Below are 26,493 nucleotides of genomic sequence, written 5' to 3'. Positions count from 1 at the left end.
TCAGCCCTCCGTCCCGTCCGGTAGCACCGTTGCCGTGGAGCCGGACTCCAGCAGTTGTTGCACGATCTCGAACACCGCGTCCACGGCCGGTCCGACGGCGGCCTCGACCCGCGGCGACAGTCCGATCCCCTCGTCGGTGTTCGCCACCTGGCAGCCGAGCACCACGGTGCGCGGCGGAGTTCCGCCGAGGGCGCGCAGACTCGCGAACACCGCTCCCGGGTCCATGCTGTGCGCGTCGAGCGGTGCCACCGGCCCCGGCTCGGGGCCGACCTCGAACGCTCTCAGTGCGCCGGGCTCACCGCGATCCGGAACGGCATCCACCAGTAGGAGCGCACCCCACCCGTCGAGCAGCTCGTACGCGAGATGCGTTCCGCGGATACCGAAATCGACAGCACGGACACCCGGCGGCAGCGACCTCGCCGCGACACCACGCAGCACCTCGGGTCCGAAACCGTCGTCACCGAAGAAGATGTTGCCCACACCGGCAACCAGCACCCGCCTGTCCACCGTCACGTGCAGCTCACATCTGTCGAATACGCAGATACCGCCTGATGTCGGGAATCGCGATGACTGCGATCGCAACGCCTGCGACGGCAACCAACGCGAGCGCCGCAGTGGTCATCTCTCCAAGGATCTTCATGGCTGTTCTTCCTTTCCGGTGTCTGCCGATACGGGCTCCACCTCGTCCGGGGCGAAGTACAGATACCGTCCGTACCACTCATGCAATTCCGAGGCCGGGTCGTCGATCATGACGACGCCGACGTGTGTGCCACCGTCCACATCGGCGTGCACGGTCACCACGCGAGCCAATTGTCCGGCGAAGAACAGGTCCTGGGCGTCGGCTCGGCGCGACGGGTGGATCCGCACCACGGTGCCCTTCGCCACCCGGACCCCGTTCACGATGACGCCGTCGACGTCGGGTCGCACGGCGGTGTCGGCGTCCGGATCCCACCACGGCACGTCGTCGGTCAATTCCGGGACGAGCCCCATGTCGGGGAGGCCCGGGTCCTGCAGGTGCGGGTCGGGGAGGTGCGGGTTTCGGAGGACGCCGTGCATCTGGGCGAGGGTGGTCGGCGACATCTGCTCGCAGCGGTCGATGATCTGGGCGGCCAGCGGGTCGGTGGCGCGGGCCTGCCGCTTCTCCTCCTCGGTGAGGGTCATGACCCGGAGGGTGAGGATCTCGTCGATCTCGGTGGCGTCGAACAGAGCACCGTCGCTCTGCTCGGCGATTTCGGGGTGGTCGTACAGAATGATCGGCGACACCAGCACGAGGTCCGTCTCCCCCGGCAGGCCGGCGAGCACGGGGTAGCACCGCTCCTGCGCACACGTGCCCGCGGCGTGCTCCGCCCCGGCCGGAGGTTCGAGGAGCGAGACGAATTCGCTGTTCTCGGCCGCCAGGATCAGGTGGGCGCCGATCAGCGACTGCCGGATCGCCGAGTCCTTGCCCCAGACTCCCGCGTCCCGCGGTTCGGTGCCCCAGTCGGCGGCGTCCTGCGCGGTGGTCACGTTCTCGACCGACACTTGCACCCGGCTCAACCCGTCGATGCTCTCGCACGCCACCGTCACGACCGCGTGGGCGGGCCAGCGGGTGCGGACGGCGCGGCCGGCGAGCGATCCGTCCCCGCCCCGGAGTTCCTCGATCTCCGTGCCGCCTTCGATCCGGACGTCGAGGCGGTATTCGCCCGTCCACTCACCGGGGTGCTGGGGACCGAGATCGAATTCGCGCTCCACCGCCTCGTCCCAGCTGAGCCAGCTCGTCCCCGCGACGGTCAGTTCGTCGACGGGAACGAAGTCCGGCGATCCGTCGACCGCACGTTCGATGCTGCGCACCTGCAACTGCAGGAATCGCACGGTGACGTTCACCCCCGCACGGTCACCGGGCCGCATCAGCGTCTGGCAGGACATCCGCGGGTCCTCACCGACCCCCGACTCCGCCGCCCCGGGCGGTCCGAGCACCCCGAACTGCCACCGCGACTGATTCTTCGACGAGCTCGCACGGTAGGGGTACAGCAGGTAACCCTCGTAGAGCACCGCGTCGGCCACGGCACGTACTCGCTGCAGGGACGCCGGGGAGATCACGCGATCACCTCCCCGGCTCCCTGCAGCAGGTCTGCGATGGCGACGTCCAGGCCGATCAGCCCGTGCGCCGCCTTGTACCGCGCCAGCGCGGCGAGGGTGTCGTGGTCGAGGCGCACCCACCCCGTGTTCGGGTAGTGCGCCTGGACGAGTTGGCGCCACACCGCGACCGGCAGATCGAAAGTCGATTCCCGGTCCCACGGGATCCGCTCCACCCCGAATCCCGCGACGCCCCGGGTGAACACCGTTCCGCTGAACAGGAACACCAGCGGAACCGTCGACCCGGCCTCGTCCAGGGCGTGCAGGTACTTCGAGGCCGTCACCTCGAAGTCGTACGTACACGGCAGCGGCAACTCGAGCACGCTCGACTCCGTGAACCCCTGGGCAACCGTGCTGGTCTGCATCCACTGGAAGGGTTTGAGCGTCGACGTCCACCGCTCGCGGGGACCGAACAGGTCGAGGAGCCCCTCCCCTTCACCGTCCGTGTACCGGCGGCGCTGGGGGTCGATGCGCACCTGGCACCGGACGGCCATCGCGTGCACCACGGCACCCGTCGACTCGGTCACCGCCACGCGCGCAGTGAGATTCGGCGCAACCGCGAACGGCTCCGGGAACACGTCCTCCACGTGGAACGACAACTCGGTCACGTCGGCTCCTTCGCGACGCGGCTACGCGCACGCACCGTCTCGAAGAACGTGTCGATGACCCGGCGCGCGTCCTGGCCGCCGTCGAATCCCCGCCACACCTGCCGCAATTCACCCACGAGCTGGTAGCAGGCATCGATGGGGACCAGATAGCATTCGGGGTCGCCCTCACCGTGCTCCGGGACCCGCAGTAGCAGGGCTTCCGTGTCGGCGGCGAGCTGCCCGAGCGCCGGGTTGGCGGCGAGTACCCCGTCCCAGGCGTCGAGCGGTAGCTCCGATTCGGTGGCCCCGGCCGGTCCGGGATAGAACGCGACAGTCTTGGCCAGCAACGAGTTCCGGAACACGAATGCGAGCCCGACGGGGATCTCCAATTCGTCCCAGCGTCCCGGTGCGAGTTCGAAGCGGGGAAACGACAGGTAGCGTTCCGGGACGGCCCGGAAGCGCAGTTCGGCGCTCTCGTCGGTGAACAGCAGATAGCACCCGCGGCACACGCACATGAGCTGCCGGTCCTGCACGTTCACCACGTGCTGGTGCGCGGCGGCGATCGGTTCGGCGCACATGTCGCACCGTTCCCCGACCACCGGTTTCGGCCGCTCGGACGCGATGCGCTGCAGAATCCGCAGCCCGTTGCCCGACGTGCTCATCACGCCACCTCCGCGGCGGGTACCGCGACGGAGACGACGCCCTCACGCACGAGCACCGGAAGCGGCGCCAGCGTTTCGGCGTCGGCGTCGCCGTCCAGGCGCAGGCCTGCCCGGCGAGGGTCGAAGTGCGCCCGGCACGACGGACAGCGCAGCACCGCGTCACCGACCTGCCCGCCCGCCTTCCGCTGCAGGGTGGCGCCGGCCAGCGAATTGGTGCAGGCGGCGCACCGGTCCCGGTAGGCGAACAGCTGCTCCCCGATCCGGCACACCAGGATCGGCAGCCCGGCCACGGAGAACCCGGCGACCTCACCCGGCGTGAGTTCCTCGAGTTCGGGCACCGACACCCACGTCCCGGTAGCGCTCGACCCGTCCGATCCGTCCGAATGCACATGGGAGAATAGCGATTCCGCGGCTATCAGTCCGGACCCGGCCGCGGGCGTCGCACCCACCACCTCGATGTCCACGGTTTCCGGGGCCGCGCTGAGGACCGCGTCCTTGACGGCGAGTTCCAACGTCACCGCCGACGACGGGCAGCTCTGACAACTTCCGGTCAGCCGCAGCCGCACCACCCCGTCCACCACGCCGAGCAGTTCGACGTCACCGCCGTGGGAGCCCAGGTAGGGGCGGACACTGTCGAGCGCGGTGGCCACCCGCGTCTCGACGCCGTGCGGGTGGAGCCCGTTGACCAGCAGCAGGCTGGCCACGAGTTCGTCGGCGGCCAGCCTGTCGACGAGGTCGTCGTCGCGGTCGCCGATGATCTCGAGGACCCGCTGCAACCCGGCCCCGTACAGCTCTACGACCTCCCGGACCAGTTGTTCCGCGCGCTCACGTGCCACCGACCCGCCTGTCGAACTCGCGTCCAACAGACTGTCGATTCGCTCGCCGGCTGTCCGCCACCGATCGGGGGCTTCCTCTACTGCGTCACTCCCCCACGTCTCCGATCCAGCACTTTCCATGCGTCCCTCGTCACTCGCCGGTCACGGACTGGGTGGGCGAATGCAGCTTCTCCAGTGTCTTTCCCTCACCGAGGTACATGTGCACGCCACACGGCAGGCAGGGATCGAAACTGCGGACCGTCCGCATGATGTCGATGCCCTTGAAGTGCTCCCGGTCGTTCTCCTCGAAGATCGGCTGACCCTGCACCGCGTCCTCGTACGGCCCCGGTGTCCCGAAGCTGTCACGCGGGTTCGCGTTCCACGGTGTCGGCGGGTACGGGTGGTAGTTCGCGATCTTGCCGTCGCGAATCACCATGTGGTGCGACAGGACTCCGCGCACCGCCTCCGTGAAGCCGCAGCCGATGCCCTCGTCGGGAACCTCGAACTTCTCCCACGTCTTCGTGTGCCCGGCCCGGATCTCGGCGAGCGCCTTCTCCGCGAAGTGCAGTGCACACGCCGCCGCGTACGCCTGGAAGTAGGTGCGCGCCCGGTCCCGCTCGATCGTGTTGCTGCCGTACTGCGGGATCTTCCATTCGAACTCGACCGGCCCCTTCAGGGCGGTCTTCGGCAGGTTGATCTTCACGCTGTGCCCGGTCGACTGCACGTACCCGATGTCGACGAGCCCCGCGAGGGCGGTGCTCCACAGCCGCGCCAGCGGCCCGCCGCCGGTGTCCAGCGCGAGGTGGTCGGTGCCGTCGAACCACCGCGGCGACATCACCCAGCTGTACTTGTCCTCCATGTCGCGCTTCTGCGGGTGCGGGTTGGTGTGCTGGTTCCACGGATGCCGGCGATCGATCGGGTTTCCGAGCGGATCGTTCTTCACGAACATTTCCTGATCGGTCCAGTCGTCGTAATACGAACTGCCCAGAAGGATTCGGATACCGAGGTTGATGTCGACGAGGGACGTCGTGATCAGTTTGCCGTCCACCACGATGCCGGGCGTCACGAACATGGCCCGGCCCCACTTCTCCATGTCCTTGTAGGAGAAGTTGCAGACCGCCGGATCCTGGAACGACCCCCAGCAACCGAGCAGAGTGCGGCGCAGGCCGACCTTCTCGTACCCGGGCATCGCCTCGTAGAAGAAGTCGAACAGATCGTCGTGCATGGGCACGACCTTCTTCATGAACTCCACGTACCGCATCAGACGCGTCGTGTAGTCGGTCATCAGCTGGATCGTCGCCACCGTGCCGACCCCACCCGGATACAGGGTGGACGGGTGCACGTGCCGACCTTCCATGAGACAGAACATCTCTCGCGTCCACCGGCTGACCTGCAGCGCCTCGCGATAGAACTCACCGGTGAACGGGTTGAGCGAGCGCATGATGTCGGCGATGGTCTTGTAGCCGTGCTCGCCCGCGTGCGGCGCCTCGGTCTTCTCCGCCTGCGCCAGCACCCCGGGATTGGTCTCGGAGACCATCTTCTCGCAGAAGTCCACGCCGACGAGGTTCTCCTGAAAAATGTTGTGGTCGAACATGTATTCCGCAGCCTCGCCGAGGTTGACGATCCACTCAGCGATGTGCGGGGGCTGCACACCGTACGCCATGTTCTGGGTGTAACACGAACACGTCGCATGGTTGTCACCACAGATGCCGCAGATACGGCTCGTGATGAAATGGGCGTCGCGGGGATCCTTACCTTTCATGAAGATCGAATAGCCGCGGAAGATCGACGAGGTGCTGTGGCACTCCACGACTTCCTTCTGCTTGAAGTCGATCTTCGTGTAGATACCCAGGCTGCCCACGATGCGCGTGATCGGATCCCACGCCATCTCGACCAGGCCGTCGGATTCCGACTTGTGCGAAGGTTCCGGAATGATCGTTGTCATCGACGTACCTCTCAGTGTTCGAGGCCGGCGGACTACCGCCCGAGCCCCCGAGCGGGACTACCAGGTGCGTGTGGCGCCCGTGGTCAGTTTCGTACCGCGACTGCGCCAGTGCGGTTCCTGGTCCAACGTGTGCTTGGTGATCTTGCGCAGGCTCCGGATAGCCGACCCGTACAGCCCGGATGCGACCGTGGACAGCTTGCCGCCCGGCGGCTCGTCCATGAACGGCATGAACTTGTCCGGGAAGCCCGGCATCGTGCACCCGATGCAGATACCGCCCACATTCGGGCACCCACCGACACCGTTGATCCAGCCCCGCTTCGGGACGTTGCACTTGACGACGGGACCCCAGCACCCCAGCTTCACGATGCATTTCGGCGAACCGTACTCGGTCGCGAAATCGCCCTGCTCGTAGTAGCCGGCGCGGTCGCAGCCCTCGTGCACCGTGGCCCCGAACAACCACTGCGGACGCAATGCGTCGTCGAGCGGAATCATCGGCGCCTGATCGGTGGCCATGTAGAGGAGATACGTCAGCGTCTCCGACAGATTGTCCGGCTGGATCGGGCATCCGGGTACGCAGACGATCGGGATGCCGGCCTTCGACTTCCAGTCCCAGCCGAGATAATCGGGAACGCCCATCGCACCGGTCGGATTACCGGCCATCGCGTGGATTCCGCCGTACGTGGCGCACGTTCCCGCCGCGACTATCGCCGTCGCCTTCGGAGCGAGACGATCGAGCCATTCGCTCGTCGTCACCGGCTGGCCCGTCTCGGGATTGTTGCCGAAACCGCACCAGTAACCCTCGTCGTGAAGTTGCTCGTTGGGGATCGAGCCCTCCACCACCAGGACGAAGGGTTCGAGCTCGCCGCGGTCCGCCTTCCAGAACCACTCCAGGAAGTCGTCGGCGCCGCCCTCCGGGCCGTTCTCGAAGTCGATCAGCGGCCAGTGCACGGCCACTTTAGGTAGGCCCGGCAGGGCCCCCAGGGCAATCTCCTCGACGCTGGGCTGCGTCGCCGCTGTCAAGGCCACCGAATCGCCGTCGCAACTGAGTCCCGCATTGATCCACAGCACGTGAATCAGGGTGTCCTCGGCGTTGATTGCTTCCTGTGTCGGCATAGCAGGTCGCTTTCCGGAGTGAACACAACTCCTGTCGCCACCGGAGTCGACCGTCGGCCCACCTGTGTGGCGCTGATATTTATTTAGCTCCGCCGCCGAGCGGATGTCAACGGTCCCCGGCGCGTCGTGACGCGCGCGGCCGGCTGGTCGTGTAAGGGCCTCATTGCGTCGCGATCCAGTCGTACCACTGCTGAATGCCCTGACCGGTGGTCGCCGACAGCGTGATCATCTGCAGGTCGGGGTTCACCGACCGGGCGTACTTTCCGCAGAGGTCGACGTCGAAATCCACGTACGGCAACAGGTCCGCCTTGTTCACGATCACCAGGTTCGCCGCCGCGAACATGTGCGGATACTTGAGCGGCTTGTCCGTCCCCTCGGTCACCGAGATCACCACCACCCTGCTCTTCTCACCGAGGTCGAACAGTGCGGGACAGACCAGATTGCCCACGTTCTCGATGAACAGCAGCGAGTCCGATTCGGGGTCGAGGGCGGTCAGCGCGTCCCGCATCATCTCCGCGTCGAGGTGACAACCGGCGCCCGTGTTCACCTGCACCACAGCACAACCCGTCGCCTTGATGCGATTCGCGTCGAGCATCGTCTCCTGGTCTCCTTCGACCACCGAGACCCGTCGCTGCCCGCCGATGTCGGCGATCGTCCGCTCGAGCAGCGTCGTCTTCCCCGAACCCGGCGAGCTCATCACATTGAGCGCGAGCACCCCGCGTCCCGCGAGCCAGCCCCGGTTGCGTTCCGCCGCGACGTCGTTCTTCGCCAGCACCTTCTGCTCGAGCGTGACCGTCTCGGTGGTGTGCTCGTGCTCGTGCGGATGTTCGTGCTCGTGCTCGTGCGGATGTTCGTGGGTGTGCTCGTGGTCGTGCGGGTGCTCGTGGTCGTGGTCGTGGGGGTGCTCGTGGTCGTGGGGCACCGTGATCCTGGTGCCGGTCTCGTCTCCGCATCCACAGGTGGCACACATATGCGTCAACTCACTTCCATCGAGAGGATTCGTAGTTCCCGCCCCGACGTGACCTCCACGTCCGCACTTCCGCACGGGCACAGCAACACCAGGTCGGTGAGCACGAAGTCGTCACCGCACTCTCGGCAGTGCGCGCCGCCCGGGGTGTGGTCGATGTCGAGGCGGGCTCCGTGCGCGACGGTCCCTTCGGTGACCAGCTCGAAACAGAACTGCATCGAATCGGCGACCACGGCTGTCAACGCACCCACCTGCACGCGCACGCTGTGGACCGTCCGTCCCGCGGCGGTTTCGCAGACGGCGTCGACGACGCTCTGGGTGATTGCCAACTCGTGCATCACGGCCCCGTTCAGGACTCGTCACCTGTCGATTCGAGCGTAGCGCTTCGCGCCTGTGAGTACTTGTTAACCGCGGGCGGTTAATAAGTACTCACAGGGGACGTACGCTGAGGATTTCCGCCATCCACTTCAGGGAGGGCGCGTGGACGCCTGGAATATCCGCGACTTCGAACCCGAGGATCTCGAGGCCGTCGTGCGCATGGACAGCAGTTCCACCACCACGGACCAACCACCCCTGTTCGCGTTGTCGGACGTGGTCGGGAGCTTGCTGAACCGTCATCCGGCCGTCGTCGCGGTGAAGGACGGGAGCATCGTGGGTACGGCAGTCAGTCGCGTCGACGAAGACCGTGCCTGGATCATGCGCATCTCCCTCGACCCCGAATGGCGAGGAAGAGGGCTCGGCAGCGAACTGCTGTCGCAGCTCGAGCACCGGCTCCTGGCCAGAGGAGTGCGGCGGGTGACGGCCCTCCTCCCCGATGGCGAGACCGGTGCGACCGCTCTGACCAATTCCGGATTCGCGGCCCGCACCGGAGTCACGTACTACGAGAAGCTGGAGACGGTCTCGCCCCGCACCGCCGGGGTCCTGGCGACGCTCGGCGGTGCGGTGCCGCCCGCCGGACTGTGGAAACAGGTGGCCGGCATGACCCGGGAGAAGTCGCTGATAGAACGCAAGATTGTGCTCCCGCTGTCGAGGCCGTCGCTGGCGGCCGACCACGGAGTCGCAGCACCCCGCGCCGTGGTGCTGTTCGGGCCGCCCGGCACCGGGAAAACGACTTTCGCGCGTGCCATCGCCAGCCGGCTCGGCTGGCCGTTCGTCGAACTGTTCCCGTCACGGCTCGCGTCGAGCGAGAACGGTCTGGCCGCCGGCCTCGGAGAGGCATTCACGTCGATGGACGAACTCGAACACGTCGTCGTGTTCATCGACGAGGTCGAGGAGGTGGCAGCACGTCGCCGGCCCGGATCGCAGTCCGTCGGGGTCGTGAACGAACTGCTGAAGTCGATCGTCAACTTCCGCGAACGCGGCGGACGCCTACTGGTTTGCGCCACCAATTCTGTTCGCGCACTGGATGATGCGTTCCTGCGCCACGGACGTTTCGACTACGTGCTGCCGATCGGGGCCCCCGACGCGGAGGCCCGGTACTCCCTCTGGGAGCGGTATCTCGGCAACGAACAGGTCGACGTGTCTGCCCTCGTCGGCGCGACCGAGGGCTACACCCCCGCCGATGTTGCGCATGCGGCGCGGACCGTTGCGCAGGCGACCTTCGAGTGCAGCGTCGATTCGGGCGGACGCTGCCATGCCGGCACCCAGGACTACCTCGACGTGATCGGCACGGTGCGTCCCACTCTCACCTCCGAGATGATGCAGGCGTTCACCGAGGACATCGCCGGTCATGCCCGCACCTGAGCCTGTGAGTACTTGTTAACCGCCCGCGGTTAACAAGTACTCACAGGCGTTCGATGATGGTGGCGTTCGCGGTGCCGCCGCCCTCGCAGATGGTCTGCAGACCGTAGCGGCCGCCGGTGCGCTCGAGTTCGTTGAGGAGCGTCGCCATCAACTTGGTACCCGTCGCGCCGAGCGGGTGGCCGAGGGCGATGGCGCCGCCGTTGACGTTGACCTTCGCCGGGTCGGCCCCGATCTCCTTGATCCACGCGAGGACCACCGGCGCGAACGCCTCGTTGATCTCGACCAGGTCGATGTCGTCGATGCCGAGGCCCGTCTTCTCCAGCGCGTAGCGCGTGGCCGGGATCGGGGCGCTGAGCATGAAGATGGGGTCGGCGCCGCGGGCACTGAGGTGGTGGATGCGGGCGCGGGGCGTCAGTCCGTACCTCTCGACCGCTTCCGGTGAGGCCAGCAGCACCGCGCTCGCGCCGTCGGAGATCTGGCTCGCGACCGCCGCCGTGAGACGCCCGCCCTCGGTGAGGGTCTTCAGTGCGGCCATCTTCTCGAGGCTGGTCTCGCGGGGACCCTCGTCCGTCGTCACGTCACCGAACGGGACGATCTCGCGGTCGAAGCGACCTTCGGCGATGGCCGTCCTCGCCCGCTCGTGGCTCTGCAGGGCCCAGCGCTCGAGTTCCTCGCGGCTGATGTCCCACTTGTCCGCGATCAGTTCGGCGCCGTTGAACTGCGACACCTCCTGGTCGCCGTAGCGTTCCGTCCAGCCCGTCGACCCGCCGAACGGGGTGTCGAATCCGTACTGCTGACCGACCACCATCGCCGACGCGATCGGGATCTGGCTCATGTTCTGCACACCGCCGGCGACGATCAGGTCGGCGGTGCCGCTCAGGATCGCCTGCGCCCCGAAGTGCACGGCCTGCTGACTCGACCCGCACTGCCGGTCGACGGTGACACCGGGGACCTCCTCCGGGTAGCCGGCGGCGAGCCACGCGGTGCGGGCGATGTTGCCGGCCTGCCCGCCGATCGCGTCGACGCAACCGAAGACGACGTCGTCGACACCGGCGGGGTCGATGCCCGTGCGCTCGACGATCGCCTTGATGACGTGCGCACCCAGGTCTGCGGGATGCACGCCGGACAGGCCACCGTTCTTCTTGCCGATCGGGGTGCGAACGGCATCGACGATGTAGGCCTCGGTCATGTGAAACTCCTAGTCAGTTGTGGGGACTCGCAAGTCCGTCCAGGACGATCGAGAGGTACTGCTTGGCCACGGTGTCGACCGTGACCGAGCCGCCGGGCCGGTACCAGCGGACGGCGACCCAGGCGGTGTCGCGGAGGAACCGGAAGGCGAGCTCGACGTCGATGTCTGCCCGGAAGGTGCCGTCCTTCACACCCGCCTCGAGCACACCCATCCACAGCTCCCGGAACTCGGTGTTCAGTTCGGACAGGTACGCGAACCGCTCGTTGGCGACGAGGTGCTTCACCTCGTCCTGATAGATCGCGACCGCCGAATGCGACGCGTCGATCGCCTCGTACGACGTGGTGACCAGCGCTTCGAGGGTCGCGCGACAGTCGAGTCCGGACGCGACGATCTCGCGGTACTTGCCGAACAGGTCGTCGAGGAAGCCCCGTAGGATCTCGTCGACCATCGATTCCTTGGAATCGAAGTGGTGGTACAGGCTGCCCGACAGGATGCCTGCGGCGTCGGCGATGTCGCGGACGGTGGTGGCCCGCAGGCCGCGTTCCGCGAACAGGGTGGCCGCGATGTCGAGGAGTTCGGCCCTGCGTCCGGACTTGTTTGCCGAATCGTCGGTGCCCTGGGGTGGAGTCATCGTGCCATCCTATCAACCAAGCGCTTGTTAGGGCCTTCGGCCCTGTGCGCGGTCAAGGAGTCCAGACACTCGTCAACCACGCACGGGCGGCGGAGCCGCCTACGCCCTCTGCGACGAGATCGACACGACCTCGCCGGTGAGGTAGGTGGTGTAGTCGCTGGCGAGCATGGCGATGGTGGCGGCGATCTCCCACACCTCGGCGGCGCGGCCGAACGCCTCGCCGGACGCCAGTTTGTCGAGGAGTTCCTCACTGGTCACCTTCGCGAGGAACGCGTGCCGCGCGATGGACGGTGCGACGGCGTTGATCCGGACCCCGTATTCGGCGGCCTCGATGGCGCTGCACCGGGTCAGCGCCATGACCCCGGCCTTCGCCGCCGCGTAGTGCGCCTGCGAATGCTGGGCCCGCCAGCCGAGGACGGACGCGTTGTTGACGAGCACCCCGTTGTGCTCCACCCCCTTGAAGTAGCGCAGCGCGGCGCGGGTGGCCCGGAACGTTCCGTTCAACGTGATGTCGAGGACGCGGTCCCACTCCTCGTCCGTCATGTCGACGAGAGGTGTCTCGCCGCCGAGCCCGGCATTGTTGACGAGGACGTCGATCCGGCCCAGCGCGCCGGCGGCCCCGGAAATCAGCGCGTCCACCTGCTCGGTGCTGGACACGTCGCACGTCAGCGCCTCGACCGCCTGCCCCGGGAACTCGGCGGCCAGCTTCTCCTTGGTCTCGAGCAGGCGGCGTTCGTGCCAGTCGGACACCAGCACGTCGGCGCCCTCGAGCAGGGCACGTCGCGCGGACGCGAACCCGATGCCGGTGCCGGCGGCCGCGGTGACGACGACCTTCTTGCCCTTCAGCAGGTCGTGGCCCGGGGTCTCGACGGGCGCGGTGGCGAGTGGAGTAGTGGTCATGAACGGGCCTCTCGGGGAAGTCCGAGCACGCGCTCGGAGATGATGTTGCGCTGGATCTCGTTGGATCCGCCGTAGATCGTGTCGGCGCGGGTGAACAGGAACAGCCGCTGCCATTCGCCCAGTTCGAGATGTTCGGGGTCCGTGATGTCGGACGACGCCCCGACCGGGGCGAGCAGCGACGCCGCGCCCTGCACCTCCATGGCGAGCTGTCCGAGGTCGCGGTGCCAGTTGGCCCACAACAGTTTCGCGACGGACGCCTCCGAACCGGACGTCCCGGCGTCGACCGCTTCGAGGGTGCGCAGCGCGTGCGCCCGCATCACTCGCAGTCCCACCCAGGCGCGGGCGATCTTCTCGCGGATGTTCGGATCGGCGGCGGCACCGTTGGCTTTCGCGAGGTCGACGACGCCCTGCAGTTCGCGGGCGAAACCGATCTGCTGTCCGAGCGTGGACACGCCGCGTTCGAAGGTGAGCAGTCCCATCGCGACCCGCCAGCCGTCGCCGGGGTCCCCGACCACCAGATCCGCGTCGGTGACGGCGTCGTCGAAGAACACCTCGTTGAACTCGGACGTGCCGGTGAGTTGCTGGATGGGCCGGACGGTGACGCCGGGCTGGTCGAGCGGGACGAGCAGGAAGCTCAGGCCCTGATGCCGCTTCGAGCCCGGCTCGGTGCGGCACAGCACGAACGCCCATTGCGCGACGTGCGCGAGCGACGTCCATACCTTCTGCCCGTTGATCACCCATTTGTCGCCGTCCCGGCGCGCGGTGGTCGAGACGTTCGCGAGGTCGGAACCGGCGCCCGGCTCGGAGTAGCCCTGCGCCCACAGTTCCGTCACGGTATTGATTCCGGGCAGGAAGCGACGCTTCTGTTCCTCGGTGCCGAACGCGATGAGCGTCGGACCGAGCAGTTCCTCGCCGACGTGACTGACCCGGGCCGGCGCGCCCGACTCGGCGTACTCCTGATGGAAGACCACTTGCTGGGCGAGCGTGGCTCCGCGGCCGCCGTGTTCCTTCGGCCAGCCGAGGCAGGTCCATCCCGCGGCGGCGAGGTGACGGTCCCAGGCGAGGCGTTCTTCGAAGAACTCGTGCTCGCTGCCGGGTCCGCCCTTGCCTTTGAGTCGCGCGAAGTCCCCGGTCAGGTTGTCTGCCAGCCAGGTCCTGACGGTCTGCGCAAAGTCGTCGTCGGTGATCAGCCCGTCCGGGCTCTCGCTCTGGTCCACGTCTGTAAGATAACCTACCAAGCACTTGCTAGGTAGGTAGGGAGCCCAGTGACCGAACAACCGACAACCACCCCGTCCGCCCTGAAACGGGCCGCACGTGAATTCGGCGAGCTCACAGCCGTGGCGGACGGCGACGTCCGTCTGACCTTCACACAACTGCACGACCGTGTCCGCGATTTCGCCGCCGCACTCTGTTCCCAGGGTGTGCAGCCCGGCGCGCACGTCGCCGTCTGGTCGCCCAACACGTACCACTGGGTTGTCGCGGCACTCGGCATCCACTACGCCGGTGCGACGCTGGTGCCGATCAACACCCGCTACACACCGACCGAGGCGGCCGACCTGCTCGAGCGCACCAAGGCCACCGCGCTGGTCGTCGCGGGCATGTTCCTCGGCGCCGACCGCTACGCCGCACTACGGGATGCGTCGAGCACCCTCGACGTGCCGACCGTCGTCCGCGTACCCGTCGACGGCGGCGACGTCCAAACACCGGGCGTGTACGACTACGACGACTTCCTCGCCCTCGCCGACGAGGAGACCCGGGCCGAGGCGGACGCACGCGCCGAGGCCGTCTCCCCCGACGACGTCTCGGACGTCATGTTCACGTCGGGCACCACGGGACGCAGCAAGGGCGTGATGTCGGCGCACCGGCAGACGGTCGGCATCGCCGGGGCATGGGGTGAGTGCGCGGAGGTGACCGACGAGGACAACTACCTCATCATCAATCCCTTCTTCCACACGTTCGGATACAAGGCCGGATTCCTGGTCTGCCTCCTGAACGGCGCAACCGTGGTGCCGATGGCGGTGTTCGACGTCCCGAAGGTGATGGCGACGGTGCACGACGAGCAGATCACCGTGCTGCCCGGCGCACCGACCATCTTCCAGTCGATCCTCGATCACCCCGACCGCCCGAAGTACGACCTGTCCAGCCTGCGGGTCGCCGTCACCGGCGCAGCTGCGGTCCCGGTGGCGCTCGTCGAACGCATGCAGTCGGAACTGAGTTTCGACGCCGTCCTCACCGCCTACGGGCAGACCGAGGCGGTGGTGGTCACCATGTGCCGCACCGACGACGACCCGGTGACCGTTTCGACGACGTCGGGCCGGGCGATCCCCGGCATGGAGGTCCGCATCGGCGACCAGGGCGAGATCCTCGTCCGCGGCGAGAACGTGATGCTCGGCTACCTCGACGATCCGGAGGCCACCGCCAAGACCGTCGACGCGGACGGCTGGCTGCACACCGGCGACGTCGGCACCCTCGACGACCGCGGGTACGTCGACATCACCGACCGTCTCAAGGACATGTACATCTCCGGCGGTTTCAACGTGTATCCCGCTGAGGTGGAGAACGCTCTTGCCCGACTCGACGGCGTCGCCGAGTCTGCAGTCATCGGTGTGCCCGACGAGCGGATGGGCGAGGTCGGGCGCGCGTACATCGTGACCAAGACCGCGGTCACCGAGGACGAGGTGATCGCGTACTGCAAGGAGCACCTCGCCAACTTCAAGGTGCCCCGATCGGTGCGCTTCGTCGACTCCCTCCCCCGGAACCCCTCCGGGAAGGTCATGAAAAACGTTCTGCGTGAGGAGAAGAAATGACGGTTCCGGACGAGGGTGACGTCGTCACCTACGAGGTGCGCGACGGCGTGGCATTCGTGACGCTCAACCGCCCCGACTACCGCAACGCCCAGAACTCGGTGATGACGTATGCCCTCGACGCCGCGTTCGAGCGTGCGGTCGAGGACGACGACGTGAAGGTGATCGTCCTCGCCGGCAACGGCAAGCATTTCAGCGCCGGACACGACATCGGGACCCCCGGCCGCGACCATCACGTGCAGTACGACAACAAGGCCGTGATGTGGTGGGACCACGTCGACAAGCCGGGCGGCGACCAGCGGTTCGCGCGCGAGATGGAGGTGTACCTCGGGATGTGCCGCCGCTGGCGGGAGATCCCGAAGCCGACCATCGCGATGGTGCAGGGCGCGTGCATCGCCGGCGGCCTGATGCTGGCGTGGGTGTGCGACCTCATCGTGGCGTCGGACGACGCGTTCTTCTCCGATCCGGTCGTACGTATGGGCATTCCCGGTGTCGAGTACTTCGCGCACCCCTGGATGCTCGGACCGCGGTTCGCGAAGGAAATCCTGTACACCGGTGACCGTTTCACGGCTCAGCGCGCCTACGAGGTGGGCATGGTCAACCGCGTCGTGCCCCGCGAGGACCTGGAGAAGGAAACACTCGCGATCGCCGGCCGGATCTCGGCGATGCCGCGGTTCGGTCTCGCGCTCACCAAGAAGGCCGTCAACCAGTGCGAGGACCAGATGGGCATGCGGAACGGGATGGACTCCGTCTTCGGACTGCACCACTTCGCGCACGCGCACAACGCCGAGATCGACACCGATCCGCTCGGCGGCATGAACGCCAAGTCGATGGCGGAGAGCGCACGTAACTCGGAGAACGGGGCCAAGTAAGTGGATCTGGAGTACGACGACGCCACTCTCGCGTTCCGCGACGAGGTACGAGCGTTCCTGAAGGACAACGTGCCGGCCGAGCCGCTGCCGTCGATGGACACCGCCGAGGGTTTCGAGGCGCACCGCGAGTGGGAACGCACTCTCGCGGACGCCCGGTTGTCGGTCGTGTCGTGGCCGGAGGAACTGGGTGGACGCGATGCGTCGCTGCTGGAATGGGTGGTGTTCGAGGAGGAGTACTACCGCTCCGGCGCACCCGGACGCGTCAGTCAGAACGGCATCTTCCTGCTCGCCCCGACGCTGTTCGAGCACGCGAACGCCGACCAGCTCGCCCGCATCATGCCGCGGATGGCCCGCGCCGACGACATCTGGGCGCAGGCGTGGTCGGAGCCGGAGTCGGGGAGCGACCTCGCCTCGCTCCGCTCCACGGCCCGGCGCGTCGACGGCGGCTGGGTGCTGAACGGGCAGAAGACGTGGAGTTCCCGCGCGAGCTTCGCGGATTGGGGTTTCGGGCTGTTCCGGTCCGATCCGGACGCGCAGCGGCACAAGGGAATCACGTACTTCATGTTCGACCTGCGGTCGAAGGGCGTCACGGTCCGGCCGATCGACCAGTTGGACGGCGAGCCAGGTTTCGCGGAGATCTTCCTCGAGGACGTCTTCGTCCCGGACGACCCCGCGAACCCCGGCGAGTCCGGAGTGATCGGCGGCGTCAACGAGGGCTGGCGGGTCGCGATGAGCACGGCATCCAATGAACGCGGGCTGTCGCTGCGCAGTCCGGGCCGGTTCCTGGCGACGGTCGATCGGCTGGTGGAACTGTTCGAGACCACGGGACGCACCGACGACACCGCCCTGCGCAACCGGGTCGCCGACGCCTGGATCGGCGCCCGCGCGTACCAGCTGAACACGTTCGGCACCGTCACCCGGCTCGCCGACGGCGGGCAACTGGGCGCCGAATCGTCCATCAACAAGGTGTTCTGGTCAGAGTGGGACATCGCCACACACGAGACCGCACTCGAATTGCAGGGCGCCTCGGCGGAATTCGCGGACAACTGGATGGACGGCTACCTGTTCTCCCTGTCCGGTCCGATCTACGCCGGCACCAACGAGATTCAGAAGAACGTGATCGCCGAGCGGCTGCTCGGCCTACCGAAGGCGGATCGATGAGATTCACACTCGACTCCTCCCACCAGGACTTCGCGTCCAGCATCGACGCGCTGCTGTCAAAATCCGACATGCCGTCGGTGATCCGGTCGTGGAACACCGGCGATACCGGGCCCGGCCTGAAGGTGTGGCAGCGCCTCGCCGAGACCGGCGTCAACGGTCTGCTCATCGCCGACGAGCACGACGGTCTGGGCGCCGACGCCGTCGACCTCGTCGTGGCCGTCGAACAACTCGGACGCCATGCCGTACCCGGCCCGGTGGCCGAAACCGTCGCCGTCGCACCGGCCCTGCTCGCGCAGGCGGAACCGGACCGGCTGTCCGCGTTGGCATCCGGATCACTTGCCACCGTGGCCGCCGCGCCGCACGTGCCGTTCGCGGTCGATGCCGACGCAGTCGATCTGGTCCTGCTCGTCGACGAGTCGACGGTGAACGTCGGCGCGCCCGGTGCGGTGCAGAACTCGGTCGACCAGTCGCGACGGTTGTTCCCGCTGACGGCGACCGATGCGCTCGGCGACGCGGACTTTTCGCCCGCGTTCGACCTCGGCGCCCTCGCCACCGCAGCACAGTTGCAGGGCCTCGGGCAGACCCTGCTCGACGTCACCACCGACTACGCCAAGCAGCGCAAGCAGTTCGGCAAGGTGATCGGACAGTTCCAGGCCATCAAGCATCACCTCGCCGAGGTGGCCGTCGGTCTGGAGATGTCACGGCCGCTGCTGCACGGCGCCGCGCTGTCCGTGCGGGACGGGTCGGCCGACAGTTCCCGCGACGTCTCGGCCGCCAAGGTGGCGTGCGGGGACGCCGCGTACCGGGCCGCGCGGGTCGCGCTGCAGGTGCACGGCGCCATCGGGTACACCCAGGAGCACGACCTGTCGCTGTGGTTGACGAAGGTCCGGGCGCTGGTCACGGCCTGGGGCACGCCGGCGTTCCACCGCGGCCGCGTCGTCGATTCACTGGTAGGTGTGTCGTGAGTTTCGACAACGACGAACGGGCCGCGCTGCGGGAATCCGTCCGCGACCTGCTGGGCAAGCATTCCGACTCCGCCGCCGTCCGCCGGGCGACGACCGCGGATCACGGTTACGACGACGCGCTGTGGTCCAAGTTGTGCGAGCAGATCGGTGTCGCCGCGCTCGCCGTGCCGGAGAAGTACGACGGCGTCGGCGCATCGCTGCTGGAAGTCCATGTAGTGCAGGAAGAGCTGGGCCGCACGCTGACGCCGTCGCCGATGCTGGGCAGCGCCGTGCTCGCGGCGCAGGCGCTGGTGCTGTCGGGGGACGACGACGCGTGCGCCCGCCTCCTCCCCGGCATCGCGGCGGGGTCGGTGGCCGCGCTGTGCTGGGCCGGTCCGTCCGGGTGGCGTGACTTCGGGGTCACTTTTTCGGGCGAGGCGCTGTCGGGGACGGCGTCGTACGTGCTCGGCGGTGACGTCGCGGACGTGCTGCTGGTTCTCACGTCCGAGGGCCTGTTCGAGGTCGACCCGTCGGCCGAGGGCGTGACGCGTCGTCGCGTCCCGGCGATGGACCCGACACGTCCACTGTCGGAGGTCGTGTTCGACGGGGTCGCGGCGCGCCGGCTCGTCTCCCCCACCGACCTCACCGAGCAGATCCGCGCCGTCGCGTTGGTCGCGTTGTCGGCGGAGCAGGTGGGTGCGGCGTCAGCGGCGCTGGAGCAGACGGTCGAGTACGCGAAGTCGCGCAAGCAGTTCGGGCGGGCCATCGGATCGTTCCAGGCGCTGAAGCACCGCATGGCCGACATGTACGCCCTCGTCGAGACGGCCCGGTCGATGTCGTACGCGGCGGCGCTGTCGGGGACGCACGAGGACGCCGTCATCGCGAAGGTGTACTGCTCGGAGGCACTGCAACAGGTCGCGGCCGAGGCCATCCAGTTGCACGGCGGCATCGCGATCACGTGGGAACACGACGCGCAGCTGTACTTCAAGCGTGCGCACGGGAGCGCGCAGCTCTTCGGGCAGCCGCGGGAGTACCTGGCCGAGCTCGCCACCGCCGCCGGGCTGTAGGCGGCTCCGCCGCCCGTGCGTGGTTGACGAGTCTCTGGACTCGCTAAGTGCTCACGGGCGCGGAGCGCCCACCAGCCCCTCCAGGTAGCTCGCGACCCCGTCCTCGTCGTTGCTCGGCAACACCCGATCGGCGAGGGCGAGGACTTCCGGCAGCGCGTTGGACGGGCAGAGCGCCGTCCCCGCCCACGTGAGCATCGGGACGTCGTTGATGGCGTCTCCCGCGACAGCGACCTCTGCCGTCGAGATCCCGTCGACCGCGCACAGCTGCGCCAGGGCGCTCGCCTTGGACACCCCGGACGCCGCCATCTCCACATACGGTGCACCGGAATGCGTCAGTTCGACGCCGTCGACGCCCGCAGCGACGGCCGCCCGGTACAGGTCCGCGCTGGGCACCTCGGGGTGCCGGGCGACGATCTTCACCATCGGCTCGTCCATGTCGGGCAGCAGTTCCGACAGCGTCATCTCGTGCGGGTGCCGGTGATGGTCTGCGAACTCGCACAGCGCGGCGTACGCGGGTTCGGCGACGAAACGCGTCGGGCCGACGTTCGCGAACACGACACCCGGCATCAGCGTCCGCACCCGGTCCATCGCCGCAGCAGCCGACGCCATCGCGATCGTCGTCGTCGCCGTGATCACCGGGGTTCCGTCGGACAGGTCGAGGACCACGGCACCGTTCGCGCAGATCGCCTTCCCGCGGAACCCGCACGACTGCGCCAACGCGTGCACGGAGTGCCGGGCTCGGGCCGTGGCCCACACCACCTCGACCCCCGACTGGCGCGCGTCCGCCATCGCCTGTGCGGTGCGCGGGGAGATCGTGCGGTCCGACCGCAGCAGGGTGCCGTCGAGGTCCGTCGCCAATAGCCGAATTCGGGTCACCTCCGCATGATGCCAGGCTGCGCATGAACCCCTCGCGACGCCACCGCAGTCGATAGCCTGGACAGCATGAGTCCTCGAGTACCCAGCATCGTGCTGAATTCCGGAACCATCGTCCCGCAGCTCGGCCTGGGAGTGTGGCAGGCAGGCAACGACGAGACCGAACACGCGGTCCGGTTCGCCCTGGACGAGGCGGGCTACCGGCACATCGACACCGCCTCCGCGTACGGCAACGAAGAAGGCGTCGGGCGCGGCATCGCGACGTCCGGAGTCCCGCGTGAGGACGTGTTCCTCACCACCAAGTTGTGGAACGCGGACCAGGGCTACGAGCCGGCGTTGAAAGCGTTCGACGCGAGCCTCGGACGTCTCGGCGTGGACTACGTCGACCTGTACCTGATCCATTGGCCGCTGCAGGACGACGACCGCATCCTCCGCACGTGGGACGCGCTGGAGAAGATCGCCGAGTCGGGTCGCGCCAAGGCGATCGGTGTGTGCAATTTCGAGCCCCGCCACCTGCAGTTGCTGATCGACCGGGGCGGCGTCGTCCCGGCGGTCGACCAGGTGGAGTTGCATCCGCACCTGGCGCAGCAGCCGATCCGCGAGTTCGCCGTCGAGCACGGCATCGCGGTCGAGTCGTGGAGCCCGCTCGGCGGCACCAGCAACTCCGGCTGGGGCGACGCGTCCAAGCCGAACACCCTGCTCACCGATCCGATCATCACCCGCATCGGTGACCGGCACAGCAAGAGCGCGGCGCAGGTGCTGATCCGCTGGCATCTGCAGAGCGGGCTGATCGTCATCCCCAAGTCGGTCCACGAATCGCGGATCCGCGAAAACATCGACGTGTTCGATTTCGAACTGAGCGAGCAGGACCTCAGCGAGATCGAGACGATGGACGACGGCACCCGCGTCGGCGCGCACCCGGATGAGCTGAACATCGGCGCACCGGAGTAGGCGGCTCCGCCGCCCGTGCGTGGTTGACGAGTCCAGAGACTCCTTCACCACGCACGGGCGGCGGAACGCCTACGCCACTTTCACCGGCATCTCCTCGAGCCCGGACACGAAGTTGGCGGGACGCCGCCGCAGCGGGCCGTCGTCGACGAGCATCATGTCGGGCAGCCGCGAGAGCAGTTGCTCGAACATGATCTTCGCTTCGAGCCGGGCGAGTTGGTTGCCGAGGCAGAAGTGGGTGCCGAAACCGAACGCGACGTGCGGGTTCGGCGACCGCTCGATGTCGAAGACGTCGGGATTCTCGAATACTGCCTCGTCGAAGTTGGCGGATTCGAACAGCAGCATCATCTTCTCGCCCTCACGCAGGTCGGTTCCGAAGAATTCGACGTCGCGGGTGACGGTGCGGCACATGTTCTTGATCGGCGACGACCAGCGCAGCATCTCCTCGACCGCCGCCGGAATTCCGTCGGGGTCGCTCGCGAGACGCGCCTGCTGTGCGGGGTGGCGCATCAGTTGTTCCATGCCGCCGCTCAGGACGTGCCGGGTGGTCTCGTCACCACCGATGAGGATCAGCAGGGTTTCGCCGACGATGTCCTCGTCGCTCAGCCGGTGCCCGTCGATCTCGCTGTGCACGAGGATGCTGGTGAGATCTTCGGTCGGGTTCTTCCGCCGCTCCTCGATGGTGCGGAGCGTGAACTCGTTGAACGCCACGTAGGCGTTCGCCTGCGCCAGCAGTTCCTCGTCCGTGGCGTTGCTGCCGAGGGCGTTCATCAGGTCGTCGGACCACTGCAGGAACGTGGCGCGTTCCTCGGGGCGGACGCCGAGCATGTCGCCGACCACCGCCATGGGCAGCGGCGCCGCCAGATCGCGGACGAAGTCCACTTCGTCCTTGTCGAGCACGGCGTCGATGAGCTGATCGCAGATCTCCCGGATCCGGCCGATCTTCGCCTCCACCTGCTTGCGGGTGAAACCCGCGTTGACGAGGCGCCGATGCTGCAGGTGCTGCGGGTCGTCCATGTCGATCATCTGCGGCAGCGGTCCCACCCCGGGCCGGATTCCACCCGCATTGGAGAACAACTCGGGGTCGCGTTCGGCCGCGAGCACGGCCTCGTACGACGCGGCGCCGAGGATTCCGTCGGCGCGATACACCGGCTCGTGCGCCCGCATCCACGCGTAGGCCTGCCGCGGGTCGCCCAGTTCGCCCGAGTAGAACCGTCCGTCGATCAGATCGAATTCCGGCCTGTCCTTCATCGAGACGCTCCTCAGTTGAATCCCGCCGATCGTGCCCCGATAATAGAACGTGTTCTTACTATGACGCAGTGGTATAGCGGCAAGTTTCCACAGATCTTCGACTCAAGAATTGACACGAGTTCTATCACCTGGAGGTGTACGTGGTCACCAACGACGGCAACAGCGGGCTCGCGAAGACATCGGTACTCGTCACCGGCGGCGGCAGTGGCATCGGATTGGGCGTCGCCACCGCCCTGGCCGCCGAGGGCGTCCACGTCACGATCTGTGGTCGCAACGAGCAGAAGCTGGCGCGCGCGGTAGAGCTGATCACCACCGACGGTCCCGCCGGCACGGTCGACACGGTCGTCGCCGACGTCACCGACGAGGACGACGTCATCCGCGCGGTCGCGAAGGCGAGCGAGCGCACCGGCCGGCTCGACGGCGCGGTGGCGTGCGCGGGCGGCAATGAAACCGTGGGCCCGGTGACCCAGCTCGACGTCGACGCCTGGCGCAGAACCGTCGACCTCAATGTCACCGGCACCATGCTGACGATCAAGCATTCCGCCCGGGCGCTCGTCGCCGGGGGCGGCGGTTCCATCGTCACCATCTCCTCGATCGCGAGCAGCAACACGCACCGCTGGTTCGGCGCGTACGGCCCGTCCAAGGCGGGTGTCGACAATCTGACGCGACTCGCCGCCGACGAACTCGGGGCCAGCAACGTGCGCGTCAACTGCATCCGGCCCGGACTGACCCGCACCGACCTCGTCGCACTCATCACCGACGGCGGCCCGGTCCTGGACGACTACATGGCGAACACCCCGATCGCTCGGGTCGGTGAGGTCACCGACATCGCCGCGCTCGCCAAGTTCCTCCTCGGCCCCGACTCCACGTGGATCACCGGGCAGATCATCAACGTCGACGGCGGTCAGATGCTGCGTCGCGGCCCCGACTTCACGTCGATGTTCGAGCCCATGTTCGGCGCCGACGGCCTCCGCGGGGTGGTCGCGCCGTGACGTCACACCAGGTTCTGGGCAGGCAGGTCGACATGCCCGTGGAGATCCGGTCGGCGTCGGCGTTCACGGCGATGTATTCGGTGCCGACCGCCGCCGCGCAGTCGCTGATCGACTACACCGGCCTGGAGATCCTGCAGTTCCGGCCGGGACGCGGCATCTGCGTCCTCGTGTTCGTCGACTACGTGGACGGCGACCTCGGCCCGTACAACGAGTTCGGGGTGTCGTTCCTCGTCCGAGATCACCGGGCCGACGGCACCTCCGTCCCGCAGGATCTGAAGGCGCTGGCCCGGGGCCGGGCGGGTGCGCTGATCCACCACCTGCCGGTCGACGGCGACTTCACGCTGGCCGCCGGCCGCGGCATCTGGGGTTTCCCGAAGGTCCTCGCAGATTTCGACGTCGACCACGCCGGGTCGATCAAACGCGGGTCGGTGAGCCGGGACGGTCGGCTGATCGTCCAGTTGAGCGTCAAACCGGGCATTTCGGTGCCGGGATCGGGTGCGAGCACGTCGCTCGCCGCCTACTCGCATCTCGACGGACTCACCCGATTCACCACGTGGGACATGAAGCCCAGCGGGGTCCGCACCCGGCCGGGTGGCGCGGAGCTGAAACTGGGCAGCCATCCGATCGCCGACGAACTGCGGTCGCTGGGACTTCCGAAGCGGGCTCTCGTCACGTCGTCGATTCCCGATCTGAAGATGACGTTCGGGGACGCGCAGCCCGTCTGACCGCACGTGAGTGGCGATGTGTGCGCGGGCACGCATTGTCACTCACGTGGGGTGGGTTGCGTCGCCCAGCAAACTGGGGTCCAATACCGGCTACAGTTCTGGACGCTTGACCAATTCGTGGCACCCCGGAGGGCTCGCCGCCGAAAGGACGATCGGTAGTGCAGATCAGACGACGCAGCGTGCTCGCGGGGGCGGCCCTGACTCCGGCGGTCGCCGCCCTCGGTTCGGGGACGGCGGCCGCGAGGCCCGATAACGGCGGCGAATTCCTGGTCGGCGTCGGCATTTCCGACGCCACCGGCCCGGTCGCCGAGGTCGGGATGATGGGGTATTCCAGCTTCGAACAGCGCGCGGAGGGATTGCATCAGCGCACCCGTGCGCGGGCATTCGCGTTCGCCGAGTCGGGCGGGACGCAGCGCGTGATCTACGTGTGCGTCGACGTCTGCATGATCTTCCAGTCCGTGCACGACGCCGTGCTCGCCCGACTCGCGCAGCTCTACGGCGACCTGTACACCGAGCGCAACGTGATGCTCACGGCCGTGCACTCGCACGCGGCGTGCGGCGGCGCGTCCCACGACTACGCCTACAACCTCGCCGTGCTCGGCCACAATCGTCAGGTGTTCGACGCCGAGGTCGGCGGCATCGTCGAGGCGATCACCGCCGCGCACGACTCCCTCGCCCCTGGTTCACTGTCGTACGGTCGCAGCGAACTCACCGATGCCAGCGTCAACCGATCGCGGATCGCGTTCGACCGCAACCCCGCCGAGGACAGGGACTACTACCCCCTCGGCATCGACACGTCGATGCGGGTCCTGCGAATCACGCAGGGCGGCAGTGACGTCGGCGCGATCAACTGGTTCCCGACCCACGGTGCGTCGCTGACCAACACGAACCATCTGATCTCCGGCGACAACAAGGGAGCGGCCGCATACTTCTGGGAGCACGACCGGGAAGGCGTCCGCTACCTCGACGGCGCGCCGCAGTTCGTCGCCGCGTTCCCGCAGACGAACACCGGCGACATGTCCCCCAACCTCGACCTCCGGCCCGGCCACGGGCCCACCGACGACGAGTTCGAGAACACCCGCATCATCGGGCAGCGGCAGGTCGAGGCCGCGCGCGCCGCGTGGGACTCGGCATCGGAGAACCTGACCGGCAGCCTGGACAGCCGAATCATGTACCTCGACATGGCAAATCAGGAGGTCGGCGGCGAGTTCACTCCCGACGGCCGCACGTACCGGACCTCGCCCGCGTGTGTCGGTGCCGCCATGAGCGCGGGCAGCACCGAGGACGGTCCGGCCATCCCGATCTTCCCGGAGGGCACCACCAACCCGCTCGTCGACGCGCTCGGCGGGATGGATGCCCCGATCCCCCAGTGGTTGCAGGACGCGCAGGCACCGAAACTCGTGCTGGTAGCCGTCGGCCTGCTGCCCCCGGACGGCTGGGTTCCGCACGTCCTGAAGATTCAGATCCTCCGCATCGGCGGACTGTTCGTCGTGGGCGGCCCCGCGGAGTTCACGATCGTGTCCGGCCTGCGGATCCGCCGCACCGTCGCCGACCGACTCGGCGTCCCGCTGGAGAACGTGATCTTTCAGGGTTACGCCAATTCGTATGCGAGTTACTGCACCACCCCGCAGGAGTACGACGCGCAGCAGTACGAGGGCGGGTCGACCCTGTTCGGCCGATACACGCTGCCCGCATACCAGCAGGGGTTCGCGACACTCGCCGACGCGTTGCGCACCGGCAGCGAAATCCCGCGCGGCCCGGCGCCACGCGACCTGTCACAGTTCCAGCCGTACGTCGGCCCGGGCATCGACCGCGACGAATCCCCCACCGGCCGTGCCTTCGGGGATGTACTGACCCAGCCGGAAGCGAAAACCCTGACGGGCCACCAGATCGCCGTCGAATTCGTCACCGGACATCCCGGGAACAACCCCCGCCGTCGTGGAACGTTCTTCGAGATCCAGCGCCGGAGCGGCGACCACTGGCTGCGTCACGCCGACGACGGCGACTGGTCGACCAAGTACCACTGGACGCGCACCGAGCCCCACCAATCGGTCGCGCGCATCACGTGGGACATCCCGGACGACACGCCCGCCGGACAGTACCGCGTGCAGCACGACGGAGACAGCCGGGACGCGGGCGGAGCGATCACCGCCTTCACCGGGACGTCGAACGAATTCGAGGTCGGATAG

The 26,493-nt window shown here is 67.7% G+C and carries 26 protein-coding genes; 10 read left to right on the top strand and 16 right to left on the bottom strand.

Going from position 1 to position 26,493, the window contains the following annotated elements; genetic code table 11:
- The 10 genes from RJ1_RS03755 to RJ1_RS03715 form a co-directional block, all read right to left on the bottom strand.
- Nucleotides 1-513: a hydrogenase maturation protease gene (locus RJ1_RS03755; protein ID WP_073358558.1), complete on the bottom strand. Its 513-nt coding sequence runs from the start codon at nucleotides 511-513 to the stop codon at nucleotides 1-3.
- Between the two features lie 7 nt (nucleotides 514-520).
- A complete protein-coding gene (locus RJ1_RS49215) occupies nucleotides 521-640 on the bottom strand; it encodes a DUF6893 family small protein (RefSeq protein ID WP_378379854.1) in 120 nt (39 codons plus the stop codon).
- Nucleotides 637-2,079, bottom strand: a complete 1,443-nt coding sequence (locus RJ1_RS03750) for a hypothetical protein (RefSeq protein ID WP_073358556.1) — start codon at nucleotides 2,077-2,079, stop codon at nucleotides 637-639. The genes RJ1_RS49215 and RJ1_RS03750 overlap by 4 nt, the downstream gene beginning before the upstream one ends.
- A complete protein-coding gene (locus tag RJ1_RS03745) occupies nucleotides 2,076-2,723 on the bottom strand; it encodes a DUF6084 family protein (RefSeq protein ID WP_073358553.1) in 648 nt (215 codons plus the stop codon). The genes RJ1_RS03750 and RJ1_RS03745 overlap by 4 nt, the downstream gene beginning before the upstream one ends.
- The gene (locus RJ1_RS03740) at nucleotides 2,720-3,364 is read right to left on the bottom strand and encodes a DUF5947 family protein (protein ID WP_073358550.1); all 645 of its coding nucleotides are present in this window, start codon (nucleotides 3,362-3,364) and stop codon (nucleotides 2,720-2,722) included. The genes RJ1_RS03745 and RJ1_RS03740 overlap by 4 nt, the downstream gene beginning before the upstream one ends.
- The gene (locus RJ1_RS03735) at nucleotides 3,364-4,320 is read right to left on the bottom strand and encodes a NifU-related iron-sulfur-binding protein (protein WP_073358547.1); all 957 of its coding nucleotides are present in this window, start codon (nucleotides 4,318-4,320) and stop codon (nucleotides 3,364-3,366) included. The genes RJ1_RS03740 and RJ1_RS03735 overlap by 1 nt, the downstream gene beginning before the upstream one ends.
- A gap of 10 nt (nucleotides 4,321-4,330) precedes the next feature.
- Nucleotides 4,331-6,124, bottom strand: coding sequence for a nickel-dependent hydrogenase large subunit (locus tag RJ1_RS03730; protein ID WP_073358545.1), 1,794 nt, complete (start codon nucleotides 6,122-6,124; stop codon nucleotides 4,331-4,333).
- A 57-nt stretch (nucleotides 6,125-6,181) separates the two neighbouring features.
- Nucleotides 6,182-7,237: an NADH-quinone oxidoreductase subunit B family protein gene (locus RJ1_RS03725; protein ID WP_073358542.1), complete on the bottom strand. Its 1,056-nt coding sequence runs from the start codon at nucleotides 7,235-7,237 to the stop codon at nucleotides 6,182-6,184.
- A gap of 160 nt (nucleotides 7,238-7,397) precedes the next feature.
- The gene (gene hypB / locus RJ1_RS03720) at nucleotides 7,398-8,207 is read right to left on the bottom strand and encodes a hydrogenase nickel incorporation protein HypB (RefSeq protein WP_073358540.1); all 810 of its coding nucleotides are present in this window, start codon (nucleotides 8,205-8,207) and stop codon (nucleotides 7,398-7,400) included.
- Nucleotides 8,208-8,212: 5 nt separating this feature from the next.
- Nucleotides 8,213-8,542 (bottom strand): hydrogenase maturation nickel metallochaperone HypA/HybF, encoded by a 330-nt coding sequence (locus RJ1_RS03715; protein WP_072938989.1) that lies wholly within the window; start codon nucleotides 8,540-8,542, stop codon nucleotides 8,213-8,215.
- A 142-nt stretch (nucleotides 8,543-8,684) separates the two neighbouring features.
- On the opposite strand from RJ1_RS03715, the gene RJ1_RS03710 reads away from it, so the two are divergent.
- Nucleotides 8,685-9,947 carry an ATP-binding protein gene (locus RJ1_RS03710; protein ID WP_073358539.1) on the top strand — a complete coding sequence of 421 codons (1,263 nt, stop codon included), beginning with the start codon at nucleotides 8,685-8,687 and terminating at the stop codon, nucleotides 9,945-9,947.
- A gap of 40 nt (nucleotides 9,948-9,987) precedes the next feature.
- Here RJ1_RS03710 and RJ1_RS03705 read toward each other — a convergent pair whose 3' ends face one another.
- The 4 genes from RJ1_RS03705 to RJ1_RS03690 all read right to left on the bottom strand — a co-directional run bounded on the left by RJ1_RS03705 (nucleotide 9,988) and on the right by RJ1_RS03690 (nucleotide 13,884).
- Nucleotides 9,988-11,136 (bottom strand): acetyl-CoA C-acetyltransferase, encoded by a 1,149-nt coding sequence (locus RJ1_RS03705; protein WP_073358538.1) that lies wholly within the window; start codon nucleotides 11,134-11,136, stop codon nucleotides 9,988-9,990.
- 13 nt (nucleotides 11,137-11,149) lie between these two features.
- Nucleotides 11,150-11,767: a TetR/AcrR family transcriptional regulator gene (locus tag RJ1_RS03700; protein WP_073358537.1), complete on the bottom strand. Its 618-nt coding sequence runs from the start codon at nucleotides 11,765-11,767 to the stop codon at nucleotides 11,150-11,152.
- A gap of 99 nt (nucleotides 11,768-11,866) precedes the next feature.
- Nucleotides 11,867-12,667: an SDR family oxidoreductase gene (locus RJ1_RS03695; RefSeq protein WP_073358536.1), complete on the bottom strand. Its 801-nt coding sequence runs from the start codon at nucleotides 12,665-12,667 to the stop codon at nucleotides 11,867-11,869.
- Nucleotides 12,664-13,884, bottom strand: coding sequence for an acyl-CoA dehydrogenase family protein (locus tag RJ1_RS03690; RefSeq protein WP_073358535.1), 1,221 nt, complete (start codon nucleotides 13,882-13,884; stop codon nucleotides 12,664-12,666). The genes RJ1_RS03695 and RJ1_RS03690 overlap by 4 nt, the downstream gene beginning before the upstream one ends.
- Nucleotides 13,885-13,932: 48 nt before the next feature.
- Here RJ1_RS03690 and fadD3 point away from each other — a divergent pair, with 48 nt between their 5' ends.
- From fadD3 to RJ1_RS03665, 5 genes are read left to right on the top strand one after another with little or no spacing between them, the layout of a single operon-like run.
- On the top strand, nucleotides 13,933-15,474 hold the full coding sequence (gene fadD3, locus RJ1_RS03685; RefSeq protein ID WP_073358534.1) for a 3-[(3aS,4S,7aS)-7a-methyl-1,5-dioxo-octahydro-1H-inden-4-yl]propanoyl:CoA ligase: 1,542 nt from the start codon (nucleotides 13,933-13,935) through the stop codon (nucleotides 15,472-15,474).
- Nucleotides 15,471-16,343, top strand: a complete 873-nt coding sequence (locus RJ1_RS03680) for an enoyl-CoA hydratase (RefSeq protein ID WP_073358533.1) — start codon at nucleotides 15,471-15,473, stop codon at nucleotides 16,341-16,343. Before fadD3 ends, RJ1_RS03680 begins: the two co-directional genes overlap by 4 nt.
- Nucleotides 16,344-17,504, top strand: coding sequence for an acyl-CoA dehydrogenase family protein (locus RJ1_RS03675; protein WP_073358532.1), 1,161 nt, complete (start codon nucleotides 16,344-16,346; stop codon nucleotides 17,502-17,504).
- Complete coding sequence (locus tag RJ1_RS03670; protein ID WP_073358531.1) at nucleotides 17,501-18,469, top strand: acyl-CoA dehydrogenase family protein; 969 nt, start codon at nucleotides 17,501-17,503, stop codon at nucleotides 18,467-18,469. Before RJ1_RS03675 ends, RJ1_RS03670 begins: the two co-directional genes overlap by 4 nt.
- A complete protein-coding gene (locus tag RJ1_RS03665; protein ID WP_073358530.1) occupies nucleotides 18,466-19,515 on the top strand; it encodes an acyl-CoA dehydrogenase family protein in 1,050 nt (349 codons plus the stop codon). The genes RJ1_RS03670 and RJ1_RS03665 overlap by 4 nt, the downstream gene beginning before the upstream one ends.
- A 51-nt stretch (nucleotides 19,516-19,566) precedes the next feature.
- Here RJ1_RS03665 and RJ1_RS03660 read toward each other — a convergent pair whose 3' ends face one another.
- Nucleotides 19,567-20,391, bottom strand: coding sequence for an HAD family hydrolase (locus RJ1_RS03660; protein WP_073358529.1), 825 nt, complete (start codon nucleotides 20,389-20,391; stop codon nucleotides 19,567-19,569).
- Nucleotides 20,392-20,457: 66 nt separating this feature from the next.
- Here RJ1_RS03660 and RJ1_RS03655 point away from each other — a divergent pair, with 66 nt between their 5' ends.
- Entirely contained in the window at nucleotides 20,458-21,339 is an 882-nt protein-coding gene (locus RJ1_RS03655; RefSeq protein WP_073358528.1) for an aldo/keto reductase, read from the top strand.
- Nucleotides 21,340-21,408: 69 nt separating this feature from the next.
- Here RJ1_RS03655 and RJ1_RS03650 read toward each other — a convergent pair whose 3' ends face one another.
- Entirely contained in the window at nucleotides 21,409-22,587 is a 1,179-nt protein-coding gene (locus RJ1_RS03650) for a cytochrome P450 (RefSeq protein ID WP_073358527.1), read from the bottom strand.
- 140 nt (nucleotides 22,588-22,727) lie between these two features.
- Between RJ1_RS03650 and RJ1_RS03645 the strand changes: the two genes are divergently transcribed.
- The 3 genes from RJ1_RS03645 (at nucleotide 22,728) to RJ1_RS03635 (ending at nucleotide 26,493) form a co-directional block, all read left to right on the top strand.
- On the top strand, nucleotides 22,728-23,579 hold the full coding sequence (locus tag RJ1_RS03645) for an SDR family oxidoreductase (protein WP_073358683.1): 852 nt from the start codon (nucleotides 22,728-22,730) through the stop codon (nucleotides 23,577-23,579).
- The gene (locus RJ1_RS03640; RefSeq protein ID WP_073358526.1) at nucleotides 23,576-24,304 is read left to right on the top strand and encodes an acetoacetate decarboxylase family protein; all 729 of its coding nucleotides are present in this window, start codon (nucleotides 23,576-23,578) and stop codon (nucleotides 24,302-24,304) included. The genes RJ1_RS03645 and RJ1_RS03640 overlap by 4 nt, the downstream gene beginning before the upstream one ends.
- A gap of 158 nt (nucleotides 24,305-24,462) precedes the next feature.
- Nucleotides 24,463-26,493, top strand: coding sequence for a neutral/alkaline ceramidase (locus tag RJ1_RS03635; protein WP_073358525.1), 2,031 nt, complete (start codon nucleotides 24,463-24,465; stop codon nucleotides 26,491-26,493).

It is taken from the genome of Rhodococcus jostii NBRC 16295 (assembly GCF_001894825.1).
Taxonomy (GTDB): domain Bacteria; phylum Actinomycetota; class Actinomycetes; order Mycobacteriales; family Mycobacteriaceae; genus Rhodococcus_F; species Rhodococcus_F jostii.
Note: the sequence above shows the minus strand (reverse complement) of the source record. Positions and strands in the feature narration are given on the sequence as shown.